The 21,883-nt window shown below is 68.2% G+C and carries 23 protein-coding genes and 1 pseudogene; 15 read left to right on the top strand and 9 right to left on the bottom strand.

The window, feature by feature from the left end; genetic code table 11:
- Positions 1-36 precede the first annotated feature (36 nt).
- Complete coding sequence (gene phoU, locus BM150_RS19115) at positions 37-693, top strand: phosphate signaling complex protein PhoU (protein WP_092928835.1); 657 nt, start codon at positions 37-39, stop codon at positions 691-693.
- A 170-nt stretch (positions 694-863) separates the two neighbouring features.
- Positions 864-1,721, top strand: a complete 858-nt coding sequence (locus tag BM150_RS19120; protein ID WP_175496912.1) for a helix-turn-helix domain-containing protein — start codon at positions 864-866, stop codon at positions 1,719-1,721.
- A gap of 242 nt (positions 1,722-1,963) precedes the next feature.
- Here the strand turns inward: BM150_RS19120 and pstB are convergent, their stop codons facing one another.
- From pstB to mshD, 5 genes are all read right to left on the bottom strand, one after another.
- Positions 1,964-2,740 (bottom strand): phosphate ABC transporter ATP-binding protein PstB, encoded by a 777-nt coding sequence (gene pstB, locus BM150_RS19125; protein ID WP_092928704.1) that lies wholly within the window; start codon positions 2,738-2,740, stop codon positions 1,964-1,966.
- 15 nt (positions 2,741-2,755) lie between these two features.
- A complete protein-coding gene (pstA, locus tag BM150_RS19130; protein ID WP_092928705.1) occupies positions 2,756-3,670 on the bottom strand; it encodes a phosphate ABC transporter permease PstA in 915 nt (304 codons plus the stop codon).
- Positions 3,667-4,752 (bottom strand): phosphate ABC transporter permease subunit PstC, encoded by a 1,086-nt coding sequence (gene pstC, locus BM150_RS19135; protein ID WP_092928706.1) that lies wholly within the window; start codon positions 4,750-4,752, stop codon positions 3,667-3,669. The genes pstA and pstC overlap by 4 nt, the downstream gene beginning before the upstream one ends.
- Before the next feature lie 130 nt (positions 4,753-4,882).
- Positions 4,883-5,995, bottom strand: coding sequence for a phosphate ABC transporter substrate-binding protein PstS (pstS, locus tag BM150_RS19140; protein WP_092928707.1), 1,113 nt, complete (start codon positions 5,993-5,995; stop codon positions 4,883-4,885).
- A 206-nt stretch (positions 5,996-6,201) separates the two neighbouring features.
- Positions 6,202-7,167 carry a mycothiol synthase gene (gene mshD / locus BM150_RS19145; RefSeq protein WP_092928837.1) on the bottom strand — a complete coding sequence of 322 codons (966 nt, stop codon included), beginning with the start codon at positions 7,165-7,167 and terminating at the stop codon, positions 6,202-6,204.
- A 401-nt stretch (positions 7,168-7,568) separates the two neighbouring features.
- Here mshD and BM150_RS19150 point away from each other — a divergent pair.
- Positions 7,569-8,810 (top strand): annotated as a pseudogene (locus BM150_RS19150) (APC family permease); the annotation flags it as partial.
- On the opposite strand, the gene BM150_RS19155 reads toward BM150_RS19150, so the two are convergent.
- Positions 8,709-9,539, bottom strand: a complete 831-nt coding sequence (locus tag BM150_RS19155) for a winged helix-turn-helix transcriptional regulator (protein ID WP_245755610.1) — start codon at positions 9,537-9,539, stop codon at positions 8,709-8,711. The pseudogene BM150_RS19150 and the gene BM150_RS19155 overlap by 102 nt on opposite strands.
- A gap of 388 nt (positions 9,540-9,927) precedes the next feature.
- Here BM150_RS19155 and BM150_RS19160 point away from each other — a divergent pair, with 388 nt between their 5' ends.
- From BM150_RS19160 to BM150_RS19180, 6 genes are all read left to right on the top strand, one after another.
- Positions 9,928-10,719 (top strand): LmeA family phospholipid-binding protein, encoded by a 792-nt coding sequence (locus tag BM150_RS19160; protein ID WP_092928709.1) that lies wholly within the window; start codon positions 9,928-9,930, stop codon positions 10,717-10,719.
- A complete protein-coding gene (locus BM150_RS19165; protein ID WP_092928710.1) occupies positions 10,719-11,264 on the top strand; it encodes a TlpA family protein disulfide reductase in 546 nt (181 codons plus the stop codon). The genes BM150_RS19160 and BM150_RS19165 overlap by 1 nt, the downstream gene beginning before the upstream one ends.
- 200 nt (positions 11,265-11,464) lie before the next feature.
- Positions 11,465-11,536, top strand: coding sequence for a putative leader peptide (locus BM150_RS25310; RefSeq protein ID WP_408626654.1), 72 nt, complete (start codon positions 11,465-11,467; stop codon positions 11,534-11,536).
- Between the two features lie 103 nt (positions 11,537-11,639).
- Positions 11,640-12,089 carry a DUF4395 domain-containing protein gene (locus tag BM150_RS19170; RefSeq protein WP_092928711.1) on the top strand — a complete coding sequence of 150 codons (450 nt, stop codon included), beginning with the start codon at positions 11,640-11,642 and terminating at the stop codon, positions 12,087-12,089.
- A gap of 37 nt (positions 12,090-12,126) precedes the next feature.
- Positions 12,127-12,972 carry a sulfurtransferase gene (locus tag BM150_RS19175; RefSeq protein ID WP_092928712.1) on the top strand — a complete coding sequence of 282 codons (846 nt, stop codon included), beginning with the start codon at positions 12,127-12,129 and terminating at the stop codon, positions 12,970-12,972.
- A complete protein-coding gene (locus BM150_RS19180) occupies positions 12,969-13,274 on the top strand; it encodes a DUF1416 domain-containing protein (protein WP_092928713.1) in 306 nt (101 codons plus the stop codon). Before BM150_RS19175 ends, BM150_RS19180 begins: the two co-directional genes overlap by 4 nt.
- 52 nt (positions 13,275-13,326) lie before the next feature.
- On the opposite strand, the gene BM150_RS19185 is transcribed toward BM150_RS19180, so the two are convergent.
- The gene (locus BM150_RS19185; protein WP_092928714.1) at positions 13,327-14,076 is read right to left on the bottom strand and encodes a methyltransferase domain-containing protein; all 750 of its coding nucleotides are present in this window, start codon (positions 14,074-14,076) and stop codon (positions 13,327-13,329) included.
- A 310-nt stretch (positions 14,077-14,386) separates the two neighbouring features.
- Between BM150_RS19185 and BM150_RS19195 the strand changes: the two genes are divergently transcribed.
- A complete protein-coding gene (locus BM150_RS19195) occupies positions 14,387-15,061 on the top strand; it encodes a heme-binding beta-barrel domain-containing protein (protein WP_092928716.1) in 675 nt (224 codons plus the stop codon).
- 186 nt (positions 15,062-15,247) lie between these two features.
- Here the strand turns inward: BM150_RS19195 and BM150_RS19200 are convergent, their stop codons facing one another.
- Positions 15,248-16,096: an aminodeoxychorismate lyase gene (locus BM150_RS19200; protein ID WP_092928717.1), complete on the bottom strand. Its 849-nt coding sequence runs from the start codon at positions 16,094-16,096 to the stop codon at positions 15,248-15,250.
- A gap of 244 nt (positions 16,097-16,340) precedes the next feature.
- On the opposite strand from BM150_RS19200, the gene BM150_RS19205 reads away from it, so the two are divergent.
- The 5 genes from BM150_RS19205 to BM150_RS19225 all read left to right on the top strand — a co-directional run bounded on the left by BM150_RS19205 (position 16,341) and on the right by BM150_RS19225 (position 20,645).
- Positions 16,341-16,784 (top strand): Fur family transcriptional regulator, encoded by a 444-nt coding sequence (locus BM150_RS19205; protein WP_342752601.1) that lies wholly within the window; start codon positions 16,341-16,343, stop codon positions 16,782-16,784.
- A 79-nt stretch (positions 16,785-16,863) separates the two neighbouring features.
- Entirely contained in the window at positions 16,864-18,009 is a 1,146-nt protein-coding gene (gene ygfZ, locus BM150_RS19210) for a CAF17-like 4Fe-4S cluster assembly/insertion protein YgfZ (protein WP_175496913.1), read from the top strand.
- A 201-nt stretch (positions 18,010-18,210) separates the two neighbouring features.
- Positions 18,211-18,996 carry a 3-keto-5-aminohexanoate cleavage protein gene (locus tag BM150_RS19215; RefSeq protein ID WP_092928719.1) on the top strand — a complete coding sequence of 262 codons (786 nt, stop codon included), beginning with the start codon at positions 18,211-18,213 and terminating at the stop codon, positions 18,994-18,996.
- A gap of 123 nt (positions 18,997-19,119) precedes the next feature.
- A complete protein-coding gene (locus BM150_RS19220; RefSeq protein WP_092928720.1) occupies positions 19,120-19,680 on the top strand; it encodes an RsiG family protein in 561 nt (186 codons plus the stop codon).
- The gene (locus tag BM150_RS19225; RefSeq protein ID WP_092928721.1) at positions 19,677-20,645 is read left to right on the top strand and encodes an asparaginase; all 969 of its coding nucleotides are present in this window, start codon (positions 19,677-19,679) and stop codon (positions 20,643-20,645) included. The genes BM150_RS19220 and BM150_RS19225 overlap by 4 nt, the downstream gene beginning before the upstream one ends.
- A gap of 194 nt (positions 20,646-20,839) precedes the next feature.
- On the opposite strand, the gene BM150_RS19230 is transcribed toward BM150_RS19225, so the two are convergent.
- On the bottom strand, positions 20,840-21,724 hold the full coding sequence (locus tag BM150_RS19230; RefSeq protein WP_092928722.1) for a DUF8083 family protein: 885 nt from the start codon (positions 21,722-21,724) through the stop codon (positions 20,840-20,842).
- Between the last annotated feature and the right edge of the window lie 159 nt (positions 21,725-21,883).

Below are 21,883 nucleotides of genomic sequence, written 5' to 3' on the forward strand. Positions count from 1 at the left end.
CCCTGCGCAATACCCCCACGAAGTAGGGTGGGAACCATGCGTGAGGTCTACCAGGAACAGCTCGACAAGCTCGCCGACGAGCTCGCCGCGATGTCGACCATGGTCGGCAACGCGATGGAGCAGGCAACCACCGCGCTGCTCGGAGCTGACCTGTCGTTGGCCGAACAGGTCATCGACGACGACTTGAAGGTCGACGAGGCACGGGCACGCTGCGAGGAGCACGCCTTCGGCCTGCTGGCGCTGCAGGCACCGGTCGCGGGGGATCTGCGTACCGTGATCTCGACGATCCACGCCGCCGAGAGCCTGGAGCGGATGGGGGATCTCGCGCTGCACGTGGCCAAGGCGGCACGGCGCAGGCACCCGCAGCCCGTGCTCCCGGAGGACGTGAAAACCTACTTCTCACAGATGGGTCAGGTCGCGGTCAAGCTCGCGAACCGACTGAACCAGATCCTGCGCACCCAGGACGTGCAGCAGGCGCGGGATCTCGAAGGCGACGACGACGAGATGGACGACCTGCACCGCCACCTGTTCAGCGTGGTGATGGGCTCCGAGTGGTCGCACGGCGTGTCGGCGGCGGTGGACATCACCCTGCTGGGCAGGTTCTACGAGCGTTTCGCGGACCACGCGGTCTCGGTGGCGCGACGGATCATCTACGTGGTGACGGGAACCATGCCGAGCAGCGACAATTCGTGACCGAATTTCCGGGTAGGTGTCTTTTCCTCACCGGAACGGGCGAGCGTACGGAACACTGTTGACGCCTCAGTGTCGTCGATTCCGCACGGCACTCATTCGATCGAATGAACGCTATTATTAGTCGGCGTTGACGACGGCTGTTCGCCGCCGCGGTGTGCGAGCCTACCGACGTGAGTAAGAGTCCTACCGTGCATCGCCGACGTCTGGGCAGCGAACTACGCAAGCTGCGTGAAGCAGCGCAGCGCACACACCGCGAAGTCGCGGCTCATCTGGATTGCTCACAGGGAAAGATAAGCCAGATCGAGCTCGGCCGTGTCCCGGTCCGCACGGCGGATGTCCGGCTCATGGCCGAGCTCTACGGATCGAGCAGTGAGCAGGTCACCACACTGCTCGAACTCGCCGAGGGCTCCAAGAAACGCGGTTGGTGGCAGGCGTACGCCAGCACCGCGCGTCGCAACGGTTTCGACACTTACCTCGGGCTGGAGACCGCCGCCGGAGCGGTGAGCACGTTCGGAGCGGATCCCATCCCCGAATTACTGCAGACCGAGGAATACTGCTCGGCACTGCTGGCGACGGAGCGCGAGGCGATAACCGAGGACGAGGTCTCCGAACGGCTGGCCATCACGGCGACCCGCCAGCAGCGTCTGCTGGGTGAGCATTCGCTGGAGCTGTACTCGGTGCTGGACGAGTCCGCGCTGCGGCGCGGCGTGGGGGGTCCTCGGGTGATGCGCGCCCAGCTGGAACACCTGGTGCTGATGAGCTACCGACGCAACGTGACGCTGCGGGTGCTGCCGTTCGGCAGCGGAGCGCACCCACTGCTCGGCGACCGCGTCACCGCATTCTCGTTCCGGGAGACGGGCGACCCGCAGGTGGTGCACGTGGGTGATTCCACGAACTCGCGGTTCTGGGAGAAACCGGCCGAAACCGCTCCTTACCTGGCAGCGTTGGAGCGGGTGTGCGCGCTGGCGTTGTCTCCCAAGGACTCGACGATGCTGATATCGAGCATCGCGGACGAGCACCGCGAGTGAACCGGACCCCGAAAGCCCCGCGGCCTCCGGCCGGGCGATCCCCTCGATCGGCCGGCGTCGATTTCTCGCGAAATCGCCGCGCCGGTAGGGCGACGCGGCACCGCGTCCGTCGATTTCCCGCGAAATCGCCGCGCTGCCGACAAGGTCGCCTGCGGGACGAACTCCCACCGCGCACGCAGCTCGCGCCGCACCGGAGGTTCCGCCACCAGCACAGCCAGGCAGGCCGACCCGACACGGTCCCCTCAACCGAAGCGGCCGGAGATGTATCCTTCGGTGGCCTTCTGACTCGGATTCGAGAAGATCTTCCCGGTCTCGCCGATCTCGACCAACTGGCCGGGCTGCCCCACCTCGGGCAGGTTGAAGAACGCCGTCTGGTCACTCACCCGCGCGGCCTGCTGCATGTTGTGCGTGACGATGACGATCGTGTAGTCCTTCTTCAGCTCGGCGATGAGGTCCTCGATCGCCAGCGTCGATATGGGATCGAGTGCCGAGCAGGGCTCGTCCATCAACAGCACGTCGGGCTGCACCGCGATGGCACGGGCGATGCACAACCGCTGCTGCTGGCCACCGGAGAGCCCACCGCCGGGCTTGTTGAGCCGGTCCTTGACCTCTTCCCAGAGATTGGCCCCGCGCAGCGAACGTTCGGTGACCTCCTCCAGGCGCTTCTTGTCCTTGACCCCGGCCAGCTTCAGCCCGGCCACCACGTTGTCCCTGATCGACATCGTGGGGAACGGGTTGGCCCGCTGGAACACCATCCCGATGGTGCGGCGGACCTGGACGGGGTCGACCCCTGGTGCGTAGACGTTCTCACCGTCGAGCAGCACACTGCCCTCGACTCTGGAGCCGGGGATCACCTCGTGCATGCGGTTCAGCGCTCGCAGCACGGTGGACTTGCCGCAACCGGAAGGGCCGATGAAGGCGGTGACGCTGCGGGCGTGCACCTGCAGCGTGACGTCCTGCACCGCGTGGAACTTGTTGTAGTAGAGGTTGAGATCGTTGATGTCGAGACGTTTGGCCATGATTCGGCTACCGCCCTACCTGGTCTTTACCGCGAACAGTTTGGACAACAGTGTTGCCAGCAGATTGATCAGCATGATCAGCAGCACGAGGGTGAGCGCCGCTCCCCACATCCGGTACTCGCCCGCCTCCGTGGACGTCTTGCGTGCCGTGTAGACCGTCAGGGATAGCGAGGCCATCGGACCGTCGAACAGGTTGTAGTTGATCGCCCTGGAATAACCGACCAGGATGAGCAGGGGCGCGGTCTCGCCCATCACCCTGGCGAGCCCGAGGATTATGCCGGTGATGATGCCGGAGAACGAGGTCGGCAGCACCACCTTCACGATCGTCTTCCACTTGGGGACGCCCAGGGCGTAGGAAGCCTCCCGCAGCTCGTCGGGAACGATCGTCAGCATCGTCTCGGTCACCCGCACCACCACCGGCAGCATCAGCAGCACCAGCGAGAGCGAGACCGCGAATCCGCTGCGGTCGAAACCGAAGGTGGTGATCCACAGCGCGTAGATGAACAGCCCTGCCACGATCGAGGGAAGCCCGCTGAGGATGTCCACCATGAAGGTGGTGGTCCGGGCCAGCTTGGAGTTCCTGCCGTACTCGATGAGGAAGATTCCGACCGTCACGCCGAGCGGAACCGCGATCAGGGCGCAGACGAATGTCTGCTCCAGGGTCCCCACCAGCGCGTGATAGATACCGCCACCGGAGTCGTTCGGCAGCAGCCCGTAGAACGAGTGGTTCCACCAATCCGCGTTGAGCATCGGGGCCAGGCCGCGCTGCACCAGGGTGAACAGCACCCACAGCAGCGGAACCACCGCGACCAAAAACGCCAGTCCGAACAGCACGGTGGCGGTGTGATTCTTGATCTTGCGCCCCAGCCCGAGCTGTTGGAAGGCGGGGGCGCTGGCGGGCCGCTCGAGGTCAGCGGTGTCCGTTCTCATTTCTTCCCCTTACCGCTGCCGCTCTCGATCCAGCGGGCGAGCGCGTTGACGGCGAAGGTGCTGATGAACAGCACCAGCCCGGCCGCGATGTAGGCACCGACGGTGAGGTGGTTGTTGAACTCGGCCGAGCCGAGCGCGATCCGCGAAGCGAAGGTGGCTCCCGCGTCGAAGATGCTGTAGTGCGGCCCCTCGAAGGTGTAGCTGAGGATGACCGTCAGCGCGACGGTCTCACCGAGCGCCCTGCCGAGGCCGAGCATGGCTCCGCCGACGAACCCGCTGCGGCCGAACGGCCAGACGGTGGTGCGCACCACTTCCCACTTGGTCGCCCCCAGCGCCAGGGCTCCCTCGATCTGCGCCGAGGGGGTTCGCTCGAACACCTCGCGCGCGACTCCGGTGATGATCGGAAGGATCATCACCGCCAGCACGATGCCCGCCGTGAAGACGTTCGAACCGCTGTTGGCGGGCACGTTGCCGTCGGCGAAGATCGGTATCCAGCCCAGCGTCCCGTTGATCCAGAGCGCGACGGGTTTGAGCACCGGCGCCAGCACCAGTGCTCCCCAGAGACCGTAGATCACGGAGGGGACGGCGGCGAGCAGATCCACCACGTAGGCGAACGGGCGGGCCAGCACCTTCGGGGCGTACTGGGTGAGGAACAGCGCGATCCCGCCCGCCACGGGCATCGCGATGATGAGCGCCACCAGCGAGCTCGCGACGGTGATCCAGGCGAGATCGACGATGCCGAAGGCCATGTTCTCCGGATCGCCGGTCCGCCACTGCCCGGAGAGCAGGAAGTTGGCCTCGTTGGCGTGCAACGCGGGGATGGCCCTGACGAGCAGGAACAGCCCGATGGCCGCGATGATGCTGACGACGAAGATCCCGGATCCGGTCGCCACGCCCTGGAACAGCCGGTCCCCGAGGCGTACCACCTTCTTCTTGCCGCCCGGTTGCTCCGGCGGTGTGGGTGGCTCCGGCGACACCGGCTCTTCAGGACCTCCCACGAGGGTGCTGCCGGCCTCGCCCGGCGGTGTGACTGCTTCGCCCGGCGGTGCGGACCGCCACTCGGAATTCGTCGACTCGGTCACCGTTGTTCGCGACCTCTCAGTTTCCGGATTTCCCGGTCGTGCTCGTGTGCCGTGGCTGCCGCACGGCGCGAGCACGCACTAGCCCGGGAGGACGTCGGGTTGATGGCGACCTGGCTCGGCACTGCCGGGCTCAGGTTCGGATCGCCTCGACCGCGTCGAGGACCTTCTCGCGGAACTTCGGAGGCAGCGGCACGTAACCAGCCTGCTCCAGGTTCTCCTGGCCCGCGTGGGCCGCGATCCGCAGCGCGGCGGTCACGGACTTCGCGGTCTGCTTGTCGTAGCCCGCCGAGCACACGACCTCGTAGGTGGCCAGCACCAGCGGGTAGACCCCCGGCGAGTCGTTGCCGTAGATCGACTCCAGGTTCAGCCGGAGGTCGTTCCCGGTACCGGCTATCTCGGCACCGTCGATGGCCTTGCCCGCGGATCGGCTGGTGAGTTCGACCGGACCGTTACCGCTGTCGATGGCGGCGATGCCGAGTCCGGCGTTCTTCGGGAAGGCCCAGGCCGCGTAGGTGATCCCACCCTCGGTCTGCTCGACCGAGGAGGTGACTCCGTCGGTGCCCGCCCTGCCCTGACCGACACCGGATCCGGGGCGGAACGTCTTGCCCGAGCCGTTCCACATCCCGTCGGTGGCGATGGAGAGATATTCCTGGAAGTTGGCCGAGGTGCCGGACTCGTCGGAGCGGTAGAACGGCACGATCTCGGTTCCCGGCAGGTCGGCCCCCTGGTTGAGCCGCTGGATGGCCGGGTCGTTCCACCTGGTGATCTCGCCCTGGTAGATCTTGGTGATCGTCTCCGGGCTGAGGTTGAGGTCGTCGACCCCCGGAAGGTTGTAGGTGATCGCGAGCGGCCCGAACACCATCGGGATGTTCCAGGCGGGATTGCCCCCACAGCGCTTCCTGGCCTTCGCGGCCTCGGCACTGTTGAGCGCCTCGTCCGACCCGGCGAAGTCGACCTGCCCGGCGGTGAAGGCGGATATGCCCTTGCCCGAGCCGGAGGCCGTGTAGTTGAGCTGCCTGCCCTCGCACTTGACACCGAAGTCCCTGGCGAAGACATCCATCGCGTTCTTCTGCGCGGAGGACCCCTCGGCGACCACGGAAGCGTCTCCGCAGTCCACCTCGAGTTGCCGCAACTCGGTGTTCAGATCGGCCGTGGTGACGTTGCGATCGGTTCCGCAGGAGGTCAGCGCGAGAACGCCGACCGCGAGAAACCCGAGCGCGAACCTGTGCCGCCCGAAGTGCACGTCGCTCCTCCAAGACAACGGAGTTGACGGCGTGTGCCGTTCCGAGAGCGACCCTAAGCCGACTCGGTAGCCATCGACCGCCATCCAGGTGAACAGAAAATGAACACGGCACGCTAAGTAAGCAAGCACACAGCTAAGCGGGTGAGCTTAGCCGAAAACCGCTCACCCGCACCACAATCTTGAACACCCTCAGTGTTCAGCGTTGCTCATCGGCCGAGCTGTGCGTCGACATCCCAGCGCTCGAAGCCGAGACGGCGGTAAACGCTGACGGCGGGGCCGTTGTCCGCCTCCACGTAGAGCAGCACCCTCGGACATCCGACCTCGCGCAGGTAGCGCAACCCGGCCAACGTCAGAGCTCTCCCGAGCCCACTACCCTGCGTATTCGGATCGACTCCGACCACGTAGACCTCGCCGCTCCCGTCCGGGTGAATCTTGGTCCAGTGGAATCCGAGCAACCGGTCGGCATCGTCCACGGCCAGCAGGAACCCTGCCGGATCGAACCAGTCCAGTCCTTCCTTCTCCCGCAGCTCCGCCTCGGTCATCCCGCCCTGCTCGGGGTGCCAGGAGAACGCGAGGTGATTGACCCGGACCAGCTCCGGTTCGTCCTCGCCGACCCGGAAACCACGTATCGCCACTCCCTCCGGCAGGACCGGCTCGTCGAGTTCGGCACCGCTCAACTCGCGCCCCATCCGCCACAGTTCGCGAACCCGGGTGAAACCGAACCGGTCAGCCAGCCGGACCGCGGCCGCGAGCAGGCCGTGCGACCAGATGCGCAACCGGTACGAATCCCCTTCGTCATCGGGTTCGACGGGTATCTCGGCACGTTCCAGCAACGCCGCCACCAGCTGGGTGCCGATCCCGTTCTCCCGAAAGCGGGGATGTACCGCGAGTTCGGCCACCAAGGGTTCTCCCCGGGATTCGCCCTCGGTGTCCACATGGGCGTAACCCGCCAGTTCGCCGCCGTCGGCGCGGATCACGAAGTGCTCCGAGCCCGCGACATCGGCCTGCACCGGCTCGATCTGTTCACTGACCCCCCGGTGGGAGCGCAACCGCAGGATCACGTGCTCACCGACGGGCGCCACCCCGTCGGCTCGCTCGGCCGCGGCCAGCAGGTCGAAGACCTCGGCGGTCTCGGTCTCGTCAAGTCCGTTTCGCCACGTCAGATGCACCACACGACCGAGATTACCGATGTTCAACCAGCGTTGGTTGCCCGCGTGACTCACCTCCGGCTAGAAAACCAACCGAACAACCGTCACAACCGCGACACGATCCCGGAGGGGAGTGAGTCGACGGCTGCGGAACAGCGTCGATTTCTCGCGAAATCGCCGCACCGGTGTGGCGGTACGGGCGTCGATTTCTCGCGAAATCGCCGCGCTCGGGACCGCCGTCGGGAAGCGACCATGAGCGACGCAGCGGGGTGTCCCCGGTGCGTGAGTCGGATGCATTGCAAGGCAGGGCCGCTCGCCGCGTAGGTCGCTACTCAAGAGCCGGCCCAACACAGCAAGGCGCCGACTCACGTGCCGGCTAAGCAACCACCCGCACAAGCCCCCGCAATCCATGAAGGAAAGTGGTCATGCGTTTGAACGCCCGCCTCGGTACCGCCGACGCGGTAACGATCGGACTGGGTTCGATGATCGGCGCCGGGCTCTTCGCGGCGTTCGCCCCCGCGGCCTCGCTGGCGGGCTGGAACCTCGTCCCGGCGCTGCTGCTGGCGGCGTTCGTGGCGTTCTGCAACGCGTCGAGCTCGGCGGCGCTGGCGGCCCGCTACCCCACCGCGGGAGGTACCTACGTCTACGGCCGCGAACGGCTCGGCCCGCTCTGGGGCTACCTGGCCGGTTGGGGATTCGTCACCGGTAAGACGGCTTCGTGCGCCGCGATGGCGCTGACGGCGGCGAACTACCTCTCACCGTCGCACCGCGACGCCGTGGCGGTGGTGTTCGTGCTGCTGCTCGCCGGGACCAACTACATCGGGATCACCCGCACGGCGCGGCTGGCCCGGGTGCTGTTGGTGATCACGCTGGCCGGGTTGGCGGTGGCGCTCGTCGCGACATGGCTTCCGGACTCGGATCCACCGCTACTGCCCGGCACCGGGGCCGTCTCGCCGGAGAGCGGGTCGCGCTGGGGTGGCCTGTGGGGGACGACCGGCGCAGCGGGACTGCTGTTCTTCGCCTTCGCCGGGTACGCGCGGATAGCCACCCTCGGCGAGGAGGTCCGCGATCCGGAACGGACCATCCCGCGGGCCATTCCGATCGCCCTGGGCATCGTGGTGCTGCTGTACCTGGTGGTCGGAGTGACGCTGCTCGGCTCGTTGGGGCCGTCCGGGCTGGCCGAATCCACCGCACCGCTCGCCGAGGCGGTGGGGGAAGGACCGCTTCCGTGGCTGGCCCCCGTGGCACGACTGGCCGCGGGCACGGCCGCGCTGGGCGCGCTGCTCGCCCTGCTCGCGGGAGTGGGTAGAACCGCGATGGCGATGGCCCGCGAGCGAGACCTGCCGGGCCCGCTGGACCGCGTTCACCCCCGGTTCGGCACCCCGCACCACGCCGAGGCCGGAGTAGCCGCCGTGGTGGTGGTGCTGATCGCGGCGGGTGACCTGCGCGCGGTGATCGGCTTCTCCTCGTTCGGTGTACTGGCCTACTACGCGATCGCCAACGCGGCGGCGTGGACCCTGCCCGGGGAACAACGCTGGTTCCCCGGGGCGCTGCCCGTCGTGGGCCTACTGGGGTGCGCTGTACTCGCGTTCAGCCTGCCGTGGCAGGCCGTGGTGGCCGGAATCGGCTGCTTCGGCGTCGGACTCCTGTTCCGCGAGCGGCGGAAGATCCGCTCCCTGCTGCGCGGCCGAGTCGGCACGTCGTGAACCGGTCGCGTCCCGGTTCGTCCGCGAGGGCCGCACGAACTTGTAGCCCACGCTGCGGACCGTCCCGATCATGGCCTCGTGCTCGGGGCCCAGCTTGGCGCGCAGTCGTCGGATGTGCACGTCCACCGTCCGGGTCCCGCCGAAGAAGTCGTAGCCCCAGACCTCCTGCAGCAGCTGCACCCGCGTGAATACCCTGCCCGCGTGGGTGGCGAGGTGCTTGAGCAGCTCGAACTCCTTGTAGGTCAGTTCGAGGGCCTTGCCCTTGAGCCTGGCCGTGTAGGTCTCGTCCTCGATGACCAGGTCGCCCACGGTCACCGGCCCACCGGCGACGGATTCGGCCCCACGCTGCGCGGTCCGCAGCCTGATCCGCGCGTCGACCTCGGCCGGGCCCGCCGTGGGAAGCAGCACGTCGTCCACGCCCCACTCGGCGTTGACCACCACGAGGCCGCCCTCGTTGACCACGGCGAACACCGGCACCCCGGCGCCCCCCGAGGACAGCATCCGGCACAGGTTCCTGGCGTTGGCGAGGTTGTCGCGGGCGTCGACGACGACGAGTTCGTGTCCGCTGGCAGTGACCATCGCGGAGCTGTCCGGAGCGATCACCCGCACCCGGTGCGGCAGCAGGGACAACGCGGGCAGCACGGACTCGCAGTCGGACTCGTTACTCAACAGCAGCAGATCGGAGCTCATACAATGCCTCCGTGAACCGGCGCGAACACCGGGAGTGGGCGATACGGAAAATGCGCCGTAACCGGGCTGCGAGGCTCCGTTGCCTCCGATGACGGTGAGAATACCCATAACACGCCGGACAAGCACGGGTAACGCAACACAAGTCACACGACCGCGGCAGTGCTGCCAGCGCGAAGGGCGGCCGGCACGAAAAGCGGCCAGTCCGAAGAGCGGCCGGTCTCGAACCGTCCGGTGACGGGAATTCGCGCGGCGAGCACGGAACGGCCGCGCACCTGACGCGGCCCACCCCGAGGGATTCCGCCACGAGAGGTGGGGCGACGAACTCCTACTAGAGTGAAAACACCGTGTCCCCGCGACGGATACACCAGACAGAAACGGAAACCCCCCGGTGCGACGTGCCTTCCCGTTCAAGAAGCTCACGATCACGCTGGTCGTGCTGCTCGGTCTGTTCCTGGCGGCCGACTTCGGCGGCGCGGCCCTCGCCGAGTACCAGGTGTCCAAGAAACTGGGGAAGAAACTCGAGCTCGGGCGCGACCCGGGAGTCCGGATAACCGGCTTTCCGTTCCTGACCCAGGCGGTGCGGGGGGACTTCCGCGATGTGCGGTTACGCGTACCGGGTGTGGACGTCGGTCCGCTGCGCGACGTCGACGTCCGGGCGGAGCTGCATCACGCGCGGATCTCCACCCTCGGCATGTTGACCGGTGCGAACAACCGGATAGCGGTCGACGAGGTGACCGGCGAGCTCCGAATCGGCGAATCCGATCTGGGCAAGGCGGTGCCGGTCGAGGACCTGCGCATCACTCCGGTGGAGACCTCCGCGGCCTCGGCGGCCGCGTCCGGCGGCGCGGGCGGCGATTCCTCGACGGGGGTGCGGCTGCGCGGGAAGGTCGACATCGCGGGGACGACCAACCGGGTCACCGTCACCGGCACGCTGCGGCTGGAGAACGGCAAGCTGCGGATCGTGCCGAACGAACTGGATCTGGAGAACAGCGCCGTCGGCCGGGTGGACCTGGCGGGCACCTTCGAGAAGATGGTCCTGCGGCAGTTCGACACCACGCTCGACCCGGGAGGACTGCCGTTCGACGTGCGCCCCACGGCCGTCGACGTGGAACGCGGCACCCTGGTGGTCGCGGGCAGTGCCGACAACGTGGTCATCAACGGGAACGGGAGCGGTGGCTGATGCCGCCGGAGTGGTGGGCGCTGCTGCTCTCGCTGATCGCGACGCTGGTGCTCGGCTCGGCGCTTCGCGCGCGGGAGGGGCGGATCACCGTGCGGAATAACCGCCGTGGCAGCGGAGTTTCCCGGGGAGTGTTCGATCAGCTTCCCACGGAGATCGCCGAGGTACTGCGCCGCGAGGTGACCGGTACCGGCGGCGAGGTGGCCGGCAGCGGCGGGGTGACCGGAACCGGGCGCGCAACCGGTTCGGTGACCGGCTCCGCCGCACGAGACGCCACGTCCGAGATCACTCTGCTGCAACTGTCCACCACGTTCTGCGCCCCGTGCAGACACGCCCGCATCCTGCTGTCGACGATGGCCGAACGAACCACGGGACTGCGTCACGTGGAGATCGATCTGACCAACCGTCCGGAGTGGTCGGCACCGTTGGGCGTGCACACCACACCCACCACGCTCGCGCTGGACACCGACGGACGGGAACTGTTCAGGCTCTCGGGGGTGCCGCGCCGCGAAGGACTCACCGAGGCACTGCGCCCGTACCTTCCCTGATTGAGGTTTTCCGACCGGGTGATCACGTTGGCGACGTGGCTTTCGACGTGTCGAAACAGAAAAAGCCCCTGTCGACAACACGACGGAAAAGCATCAGTGATAGCACCCGAGGACCTGCAAGACGCTCCGGTTCGGATACATCCATCCCAACAGGTGAACAATCTTTCCGCTCGCCACTCGTGACGGGTAATCTCCGAAGTGTGCATGTACTGCTGACCTCCAGGCGCGCTGTGGATCTGTGCCGCGTCGGAAGCAGCCTGTGTCGCGGGTGACGACCCGGGCGGCGGCACCGAATGCGATCGGTTCTCACACCGACGTGGCGGCCTTCCCAGTCCCGGCGGATTCGGCACCCTGTTCCACCAGCCAGGAGACACCATGCCCAGTGATGACCGCCTCGATCCACGCGGTGTCCGTTTCACGGCATGGATCACCAGCGGCATCCTCGTCCTGGGGCTGCTGACCGGGAGCTGGCGGATACTGGCCGCACAGACCGCGCTGTTCGCGCTGTGCGCGTTCGTGGGGTTACGCGTCAATCCGTGGGGACACCTCTACCGGCAAACGGTGCGCCCTCGGTTGCCCGAGGGTGACGAGCAGTCGTACGAGGACCCCGCACCGGTTCGTTTCGCCCAGGGAATCGGATTCGCCTGCACCCTGGTGGCAACCGTCGGATACGCCGGAGAGTGGCTCCTCTTGGGGGTGACGGCGAACGCGCTGGCACTGGTCGCCGCGCTGCTCAACGCCGCCTTCGGCTACTGCCTCGGTTGCCGGTTGTATCCGTTGATCCGGAGGTTGGTTCCCGCGGGCTCGACCTCCGAAATCCGCTGAGAATTCACTTCGCCGATACGAGCAAAGGAGTCGCTCGATGAGTCGTGAACAGGTCCTGGTAACCACCGACTGGGCCGAACAGAACCTGGATACCGACGGGGTCGTGTTCGCCGAGGTGGACGAGGACACCACAGCCTACGACGGTGGACACATCCGCGGCGCGGTCAAGCTCGACTGGCGCAACGAACTGCAGGACCACGTGCGGCGTGACTTCGTGGGCCGGGAGGACTTCGGCAAGCTTCTCTCCGCCAAGGGGATCTCGAACGACGACACGGTGATCCTCTACGGCGGCAACAACAACTGGTTCGCCGCCTACGCCTACTGGTACTTCAAGCTCTACGGGCACCGCGACGTGCGGCTGCTCGACGGCGGCCGCAAGAAGTGGGAGCTGGACGGCCGGGAACTGACCAAGGAGGTCCCGGAGCGCCCCGCCACCAACTACGTCGCGGGTGAGCCGGACAGCTCGATCCGCGCGTTCCGCGACGAGGTCGTGGATTCGATCGGTGAGCGCAACCTGGTCGACGTGCGCTCGCCCGACGAGTTCTCCGGGAAGCTGCTCGCCCCCGCGCACCTGCCGCAGGAATCCGCACAGCGTGGCGGTCACATCCCCTCGGCGATCAACGTCCCCTGGAGCCGCGCGGCCAACGAGGACGGCACCTTCAAGTCGGACGACGAGCTGCGCAAGGTCTACAACGAGGCCGGGCTCGACGAGTCGAGGAACACGATCGCCTACTGCAGGATCGGCGAGCGTTCCTCGCACACCTGGTTCGTGCTGCACGAACTGCTGGGGCACCAGAACGTGAAGAACTACGACGGTTCCTGGACCGAGTACGGCTCGCTGGTCGGCGTGCCGATCGAGAACCCGAGTGAGCAGGAGGCATGATCGTGAGCAGTGGATGCGGAGCACCGGATCAGTCGACCGCGGGTGCGGACACCGGTGACCAGACCGTCGTGGCGGGCAAGGTGCGTTCCGGTGGTCAGCCGGTGGGCGGCGCCTTCGTCCGACTGTTGAACCCGGCGGGCGAGTTCACCGCCGAGGTCGTCTCCGCCGAGAGCGGTGACTTCCGGTTCTACGCGGCCGAGGGAACCTGGACCGTCCGTGCGCTGCACCGCGACGGCAGCGGCGAGTCCGAGGTGGCCGCGAACGGGCCGGGGCTGCACGAGGTGGAGATCGCCGTGGCGTGACACCGGAGGTCGGTGTCGGCGCTCCCCGCGCCGACACCCCCCGAACTCGGTCTCACTCCCCGAAGTCGCGGGAACGCAGCAGGGCGAACGCCCGCTCGTCACGGTCCTGCGCGGCCGGATCGGAGTCCGTGGTGCGGCCGACGGTGGTGAAGTCGAGCACCTCCCAACCCGTGCGATCGAACAACCTGCGCAGCCCGGCCTCCGAGAAGATCCAGAAATTCGTGGCGTCGTTGTTCGCCTCGGTCGGGTGAAGCAGATAGGCCACCGGCTGCTCGGCGAACCGGGTCCCGTGGTCCGGGCTCAGCTGCGCGATCCGGGTGGAGACGAAGCAGAGTTCGCTGTGCCGGGCCAACGTCTCCAACACGTAGAACGGGTTCTTCAGGTGGTACAGCAGACCGAGGAACAACACGGCGCGGTAGTGCTCGGCCGGTAGCCGGAACTGGCTGTCCAGATCCACGTCGTGGATGTCCGCCTCGGAGCCCAACCGCTCGGCGAGCAGCCGTGCGCCACGCAGTCCGTTGTAGTTGGGAGCCGAGGTGTCGACCACGTCCAGTCGGCATCCCAGCTGGGATTCCAGGAAGAAGCCCAGATCACCGTCGGCGGCGCCGATATCGGCGATCCGTTGCCCCGCCAACCGGTCGAACACGGCCCGGTTGTCCCCGGACAACAACCCGTCCAGGTGAAGCATGTTGGCGATGGTGTCGAAGGGGTACCAGGGGAACTCCGGATCGATCTCGGACTTGCGCCCGAGTAGCCACTCCCGGTAGTTCATCGCCTTGTCCCGCAGCGTCGCGAACTCCATGTGATCCCCGTCTCCTCGGCGCCGGCCCCAGACCCGCTGAGCACCGAAACGCGGCTTGGCAACCCTCTGGCCCGAGCAGATCATGCCTGAGACCACATCCCACTCGAGCCGGGTGGTGGTTATGCTTACAGCCGTGACACTCATCGACTTCGTGCACTACGGCCTGGTCACTCTGGTGGGGATCGCCGCCCTGGCGACGGTCTGGTTCGCCTTCTACGTGGTGTATCGCCTGCACAGCGACTGATCCACCCACCACCGGACGGGGGAGCGGCGACGAACGCGGCGAGCCTTCGAGGTAACCTCGAAGGCGATGTCTGCCACGCCCAACCAGCCGTCCGAACAGTCAGGCCCGTCCAACGGTCAACCGCAGCCCGGCAGCGGTGACGCGGCGGTGCGCGCCCAGGCCGAGCGCGCGGAGAAGACCCGCGGGCGCAACATTCCCGAGTTCGACGACCTGCCGGGAATCGGGGACACCGCGAACCTGCGCATGGGCCCGGAGCTCAACGGCGCCTGCCTGGGGCTGCTGCCGCTGGTCGGTGTCTGGCGGGGCGAGGGCGAGGCCAACCACCCCACGCTGGACGAGAAGTACCGCTTCCTGCAGCAGGTGACCTTCGCCCACGACGGCAGGCCGTTCCTGTACTACGAGAGCCGCGCCTGGAAGCTGGACGGCGAGGGCGGCGAGATCGTGGAGCCCGCCTTCCGCGAGCTGGGCTGGTGGCGACCGCAGCCCGACGACAGCATCGAGCTGCTGCTGGTGCACTCCTCCGGCATCGCGGAGATGTTCTTCGGCAACCCCCTCAACCAGACCAGCTGGCAGTTGTCCACCGACGCGGTGCTGCGCACCCCGACTTCGGAGGACGTGACCGCCACGACCAGGCTGTACGGCGTGGTGGACGGCTCGCTGGCCTACGTCGAGGAACGCGCCACCTCGGAGCACGAGCTGCAGCCCCGCCTCTCCGCCAAGCTGGAACGCGTGGTCGGCTGAAGCCTGGGCCGCTTCGAGGCGGGCCGGTTCCGGGACGTGATCGAGGTTTTCCGTTCCCCTCGCCGTAGGCGTGACGATTTCGCGAGAAATCGACGCCGTCCCGCCGAAGTCCGTCCCGCCGCAGTCCGTCGTAGCGGGGGACGCTCCTGTACCGCGCGGGTCACTACCGGCCCACCGAGGTCACCGTCAGTACTGCGACTCGTAGAGCTTGCAGATCCGCTCGTGCAGCCCCGGGTCGGTGGCCACGGATGTGCCGTCCACGGTGTGCACCTGGGTGATCTTGCGGATGCTCGACGCCAGCCAGACACCGTCGGCGTGCCACAACCGCTCGGCGGCGATCGGCTCCACGGCGGTCGACCAGCCGGTTTCCTCGGCGGCCCGGAACAACGCGCCCTGGGTGGTGCCCCGCAGGATGCCGGAGCTCGGCGGTGGGGTCGCCAGCCTGCCGCCCTCCGCCAGCACCACGTTGGAGGTGGGCCCCTCCAGCAGGGAACCGTCGGTCGCCGTGAACACGACCTCGTCGGCGCCGCGTCGCTCCGCCTCGCGCAGGGCGGCCATGTTGACCGCGTAGGACAGCGTCTTGGCCGAGAGCAGCAGCCAGGGGGCGCGCTCCATCATCCCGGGGTCGATGCCGCGCTCCAGGGTCACCACGGAAATGCCCTCGGCACGCTTGCGCATCAGCTCCGCCGACAGCGACTGCCCCGAGACGAACGCGGTCGGGGTGCCGTCCCCACCGTCCAGGCCCCTGGTGCACACGAGTTTGATCGCGCTCTCCGGCTCGCTGTCCCACGGCCACTCCGCGAGCACCGTCCGCACGGCGCGGTGCCAGCTCGCCCGTTCGGGCAGCGACAGTTCCATCAGCCGGGCGGAGCGCTCCAACCGGTCCAGGTGGGCCTCGATCTCCCGTGGATTGCCGTCGACCGCCAGGATCGTCTCGAAGATCCCGTCACCACGCTGCACCCCGAGATCGTCGGAACGCAGCAGCGGGACCTCGGGGTCGGCCAGGGTGCCGTCCAGCAGAGCCAGAATGCGCATACTCGCAGCCTAGAACCCACACACCCGGGTGCCCGAGCGGGCCGCGCCGGCTCACCCGGTCGTACGATCGGAACCGAGAGTCGGCCGAAGCGCTGGAGAACGTTGCGCGGACCGTTACCCGCGGGGAGCTCGGATGAGGCAGGACGACGAACGGGGCACGAACACGACACCGTCGGGCGCGGGTCCGGCGCGGAGTGCCACGAAACCCGCGCTGCGCAGCACGCTGCACCGGCGGGGCAGGCGCATGACCCCGCAACGCCAGCTGGTGCTGGACGCCGTGCGGGAGCTGGCCCACGCGACACCGGAGCAGGTGTGCAGACACGTCCAGCGCACGACGCCGACGGTCAACATCACCACCGTCTACCGCGCCCTCGACCTGCTGGAGCAGCTCGGGCTGGTGCGGCACACCCACCTGGGGCACGGGGCTCCCACCTACTCCGTGGAGGAGCACGAACACGTGCACCTGGTCTGCCACCGCTGCGGCGGGATCGACGAGGTGCCCTGCGAGTGGTTGGAAGAGCTCGGTGGGCTGCTGCGCAGCGAACGCGGCTTCGCACTGGACGCCACCCATCTCGCGCTCTCCGGGACCTGCGCCACCTGCCTGGCCGAGGAGGCGGACCAGGACGGGAATATCGAGGCTCCGCACGGAGCTGACCCTGGCGAGAGCAAACCTGCCGAAGGCGACTGAGTCGCCACGTGAACACCGAACAGCACCCGACCGGACGGCCCCGCGACCGAACCGCCGGGGATCCCCCGATGGGAGAAGGATGAACTCACCGCTGCTCGAACTTCCCGGTGCGGTGCCCGCACCCGAGGACTCCCCCGATTTCGGGGTGCCGTGGCACTTCGGTGACCCGTTCGGGGAACAGCGCGCGGCCGCGCGTGGCGCCGCGATCGTGGATCGTTCGCACCGGCAGGTGATCGCGGTACCGGGCGGGGAGCGCCTGAGCTGGCTGCACCTGGTGCTGTCCCAGCACCTCACCGAACTGGCGGAGGACCGGGGCACCGAGGCGCTGGTGCTGGACAACCAGGGCCGGGTGGACAGCCACATGATGGTGGCCCACCACGACGGGGTCGTCTACCTGGACTGCGAGGCAGGCTCCACGGCGACCAGCGCACTGCCCACCATGGGCACCGACGGCACCCAGTCGCTGCCGGAGTACCTGGAGGCGATGCGCTTCTGGTCCGACGTCCAGCCGCGCGAGGCCACCGAGGAGTTCGCCGTGTTCACCGTGATCGGGCCACGGGCGGGCGAGGTGCTCGAGGAGTCCGGCGTGACGGTGCCCGCCGAACCCTACGGGGTGAGCGGACTGCCCGGTGGTGGCCTGGTGCGGCACGTGCCGTTCCGGCAGATCTTCACCGCGGACCTGCTGGTACCCCGGGATTCGATGGTCGACTGGTGGATGCGGTTGACCGGCAACGGCGCGCGCAGAGCGGGCAGCATGACCTACGAGGCGCTGCGCGTGGAGGCGCTGCGCCCCCGGGTGGGGCTGGACACCGACGACCGCGCCATCCCGCACGAGTTGGGCTGGATCCACACCGCGGCTCACGTGGCCAAGGGCTGCTACCGCGGCCAGGAGACCGTGGCCAAGGTGCACAACGTGGGCAAGCCGCCGCGCAGGATGCTGCTGCTGCACCTCGACGGTTCGGTGGAGATACGTCCCGAGACCGGTGATCCGGTGCTGCACGGCGAACGCACCGTGGGGCGGGTGGGCAGCGTGGTGCTGCACCACGAGCTCGGCCCGGTGACGCTGGCGCTGTTGAAGCGCTCGGCCCCCGTCGACGAGGAGCTGCTGGCAGGCGATGCCGAGCAGGAACGCCAGGTGGCCGCGGCGGTGGACCCGGACTCGGTGCCGCCGGACACCGGGGAACCGCCGGGCAGGATCGCCGCGCAGCGGGTCCGCGGCCACTGATCGGGTGACGCGTCCCCGCGGCCGTCGGATCGGCGGCTCGTGCGCCACGGTCACTCCGAACGACGGGTCGCCCGCCGACGCCGGTCGGGTGGGGCCGCCTTGCGAACACCGTGCGAGAGCCGTCGAGCCGCGTCGGTGAAATCCGGGAACGGTGCTCGCCACGGGGGACACCGCGAGGTGCGACTGTGCCAAGATCGAAGCATGACAGCGCCGTCAACCGATCCAGCCAGCTCGCGGGCGCGACCGGGAACGATCATCACGGTCGCGGCGACGGGAGCCCACGCGAAAGCCGATGTCCCCGCACTGCCGGTGGGCAGCGAGGAGGTCGCCGCGGCGGCGGCTTCCTGCGCACGGGTGGGCGCTTCCGTCATCGACCTGGAGCCGCGACACGACACCTCGGTTCCGGACGTGGTGACCGCTGTGCACAACCGGACGGACCTGGTGGTGCGCGTGGCCGCCTACGCCCGGTCGGAAACCCTGACCACCCTGCTGGACTCCGGCGCCGAGGTGCTGACCTGTCCGGTGGACGCACCGGAGGACTTCGTCACCGCCCTGCGGGAGGGAGCGCGGGCACGGGGGATCGCGGTGCACCACGAGGTGCGGGAGCTGGAACAGCTGGACACGCTGCGAATGCGTTGCGCGGCGGAAACCGGACCGGTGCACGCGGTTCTGGTCTTCGGTTCGGCCACCGACTCCGGTATGCACGGTGACCCGGAGACGTTGAGCAGGGCCGTGGCACGGCTGCCGGAGAGGGCGAGCTACACGGTCACCGGTCTGGACGACACGGCAGTGCCGATGCTGCTGGCCACGTTGGCGACGAACGGGCACGTCCGGGTGGGAATGGCGGACACACTGGAGTACTCGCCGGGAGAACCGGTGCGGGACAACGCACAACTGGTGGCACGTGCGGCCGGTGTGGCGAAGATAGCGCAGCGATCGCCACTGTCGGTATCCCACGTTCGTGGAGTGTTCGGCCTGTCCGGGTGACTCAACCGGGCGGCACACCTCCGAACGCCCCAAGTGGTGGATCGCCTCCCCTAGGATGTGGGTAATCGAGCGCCGAAGTGCCGGCTCCGGCGAAGTCAGCGCCTGGATGCAGAGGATTTAGCCGTGATCGAAGTGCGCCCCGGGGGCCGCCGACGCATCGACCGGGTTCTGGACCCGGAGTTCGCGGGCGGTCTGGAACAACGTGATCTCGATGAAGTCCGCTCGTTGCGGGACGAAGCCGCACAGGAGGAGACCGACCTTTCCTATCTGCGCCGGATGCTGCACGCGCGGATCGACATCGTGCGGGCGGAACAGCGCAGACGCGCCGAGAACGGTTCCGCCACCGTGGTGGAGGAACTGGTCGGCATCCTCTCGGACAACGCCGTCGGACCGGCCACCGGTTCGGGGCGGTACCAGACTGTGGAACCCTCGCGGGTCGAGGCACACCGCAGGCACGTGGAGGCACTGGTCTCGGATGTGGATCTGTCCGACGTGATGTCGCTGTCGGCCGCGAAGCTCGACGCCGCGCTGCGGGCCTTCGACTCGGAGGAGGAGTCCGTCTCCACCAGGCGCAAGCAGGTGCAGGCGGTGGTCGACGCACTCAACGACGAGATCGCCCGACGGTACCGCGAGGGCGTCGCCTCGGTGGACGAATTACTGGCCGCGGAAAGGGACGGGCATTGAACGAGCAGGTCGAGCAGAGTCCGCTGGTGGAGCTGGTTCGTGGCGAGATCCGGGAGGGGCTGCACCACGGCTCCGCGGTGGTGCTGGCGCCGGACGGGCGGGTGTCGCACTTCGCGGGTGAGGTCAATCGCCCGATGTACCCGCGTTCGGCGAACAAACCGGCGCAGGCGGTGGGAATGCTGCGGGCCGGGCTGCGGCTGGACGAGGAGATCGACCTCGCCATGGCGGCGGCGTCCCACAACGGGGAGCCGGAACACGTGCTGCGCACCAGGGAGGTGCTGCACCGCCACGACCTGACCGAGGACGCGCTGAGCTGCCCCACCGACTGGCCGCTGCGCGAGGACGAGCGGGACCGGCGTGCTTCCGAGGGATTCGGCAAGCAGCGCATCACCATGAACTGCTCGGGCAAGCACGCCGCGATGCTGGCCACCTGCACGCAGCGGGGTTGGGCCACCGAGGACTACCTGGATCCCAAGCATCCGCTGCAGATCGAGCTGCACGAGGCCGTGGCCGACCTGGCGGGCGAACCGATCGACTCGGTCTCGGTGGACGGCTGCGGAGCTCCGCTGTTCGCCCTCTCGCTGACCGGGCTCGCCCGTACGTTCCGGAGCATGGTCACGGCGGCCACCGATACGCCCGAACGGCGGGTGGCCGACGCCATGCGGGCGCACCCGTGGTTCGTGGCGGGGACCGAGCGCGAGGACACGCTGCTGATGCGCGCCGTCCCGGGCCTGTTGAGCAAGTCGGGGGTCGAGGGCGTGCTGGCGCTGGCACTGCCCGACGGGCACGCGATCGCCCTGAAGATCGCGGACGGCTCGGCGCGGGCCAGGCTGCCGGTGGCGGTGGCCGCGCTGCGCGCGGTGGGGATCGACAACGAGAACCTGGCGGAACTGGCGGAGAGCGGCGTGCTGGGCGGAGGTCGCCGGATGGGCACCGTCCGCGCGCTCAAGGGGTTGTTCGACTGATCCCGACCGGCGCTGTCCTGTGCGGGGACGAACGGGATCCGCACGAGCGGGATCGTTACGGACGGAGTCAGGGAGCAGGACCGAGACGGCCGGGGCGGCCACCGAAGTGACGGAGGCCGCCCGGCCCGTCGATCGAGCGCCCGCGTCGAGGCGGCGGGAAGGCTCCGATCAGTCGCTGCGACCAGTCGCTGCGATCAGTTGTAGCGTTCGTGCGCGGCCAGCTCGGCCCAGAACTCGCGCAACGCCTCGTAGCGCTCCCCCACTTCGGTGGTGTGGCCGAGCTCCATGGCGTCGACGATCGCGTGCACGTCCTCGGCGGAGGAGTCCGCCTCCAGATCCTCGTCGGACATCATCTGCACCAGACCGCCGTAGTCCAGTTCCACGGCCGCGTGGGGGTGGAACCGTTCCAGCCAGCGCCCGGTCTCCCGCAGAATCTTCGGTGGCCCCTCGTCACCGAGGGTGTTCCTCGTGACGGTGTGCGCCCGGGAGACCCGCCTGCGGGCGTCGGCCATCGAGGTCAGCCAGTAGAGCCGCCTGATCCGCCCGTGCTCGTCGTGGAGCACGGTGCGCTGCTCCGGATCCACCACGGCGAACCACGGCAGCGGGATGGTCCAGGTCGAGGAGATCACGTGGACCGCGCTGTCGGAGAGCTCCTGCACCACGGCGGAGGCCTTGGACTTGGCGGTGTCCTCGGGAACGTTCAGGGCGGCTGTTCGCAGCGGTGGGTCAGCCGCGCCGATGAAACCGACCAACGCGGCGGCGGCGCGACCGCGCAGGTCCAGCGGACAGACGAGCGGCCCCGGGCCCACGGCGGAGGAATCCCCCGTGGGAACCTCCTCGGCGTCGAGGGCCAGCACCTCGTCCGGCCCCTGGGCGGTACCGTCGACCGCTTCCCCCGGAAGCAGTCGCGGACGGATGGACAGTTGGGTACGCAGCCACCTGTGCTGTTCCCGAGATCCCACTCCGACCGGATCCACAGCACCCTGATCCAGCGCTTCGGAGAGCTGTTCACGTCGGGGCGACTCGAATGACGACAGGGGCTCGTACACCCTCATGTAGGCGACGAACGGCTCCGGCACAGCGTGTATGTTGCCATGCCGGTGGAACGGGATCGGCAGTGCCCGTCCCGTGTGACAACCGCCGGGAACCGCTGCGGCCCACATCACCCGCCGCAGGTAGAGCGGGTTGGCCTACCACGTCGCGAAGAACCGCATCGGCACGGTACGGTAGTTACAGGA

The organism is Actinopolyspora alba (genome assembly GCF_900112765.1).
In the GTDB taxonomy this organism is placed as follows: Bacteria; Actinomycetota; Actinomycetes; order Mycobacteriales; family Pseudonocardiaceae; genus Actinopolyspora; species Actinopolyspora alba.

Coding starts and splice junctions, on each gene's coding strand:
- phoU (WP_092928835.1), top strand. CDS start 37: ATGCGTGAGGTCTACCAGGAACAGCTCGACAAGCTCGCCGACGAGCTC.
- pstB (WP_092928704.1), bottom strand. CDS start 2,740: ATGGCCAAACGTCTCGACATCAACGATCTCAACCTCTACTACAACAAG.
- pstA (WP_092928705.1), bottom strand. CDS start 3,670: ATGAGAACGGACACCGCTGACCTCGAGCGGCCCGCCAGCGCCCCCGCC.
- BM150_RS19155 (WP_245755610.1), bottom strand. CDS start 9,539: ATGAGCTCCGATCTGCTGCTGTTGAGTAACGAGTCCGACTGCGAGTCC.
- BM150_RS19165 (WP_092928710.1), top strand. CDS start 10,719: ATGCCGCCGGAGTGGTGGGCGCTGCTGCTCTCGCTGATCGCGACGCTG.
- BM150_RS19170 (WP_092928711.1), top strand. CDS start 11,640: ATGCCCAGTGATGACCGCCTCGATCCACGCGGTGTCCGTTTCACGGCA.
- BM150_RS19175 (WP_092928712.1), top strand. CDS start 12,127: ATGAGTCGTGAACAGGTCCTGGTAACCACCGACTGGGCCGAACAGAAC.
- BM150_RS19180 (WP_092928713.1), top strand. CDS start 12,969: ATGATCGTGAGCAGTGGATGCGGAGCACCGGATCAGTCGACCGCGGGT.
- BM150_RS19185 (WP_092928714.1), bottom strand. CDS start 14,076: ATGGAGTTCGCGACGCTGCGGGACAAGGCGATGAACTACCGGGAGTGG.
- BM150_RS19195 (WP_092928716.1), top strand. CDS start 14,387: ATGTCTGCCACGCCCAACCAGCCGTCCGAACAGTCAGGCCCGTCCAAC.
- BM150_RS19200 (WP_092928717.1), bottom strand. CDS start 16,096: ATGCGCATTCTGGCTCTGCTGGACGGCACCCTGGCCGACCCCGAGGTC.
- BM150_RS19205 (WP_342752601.1), top strand. CDS start 16,341: ATGACCCCGCAACGCCAGCTGGTGCTGGACGCCGTGCGGGAGCTGGCC.
- ygfZ (WP_175496913.1), top strand. CDS start 16,864: ATGAACTCACCGCTGCTCGAACTTCCCGGTGCGGTGCCCGCACCCGAG.
- BM150_RS19215 (WP_092928719.1), top strand. CDS start 18,211: ATGACAGCGCCGTCAACCGATCCAGCCAGCTCGCGGGCGCGACCGGGA.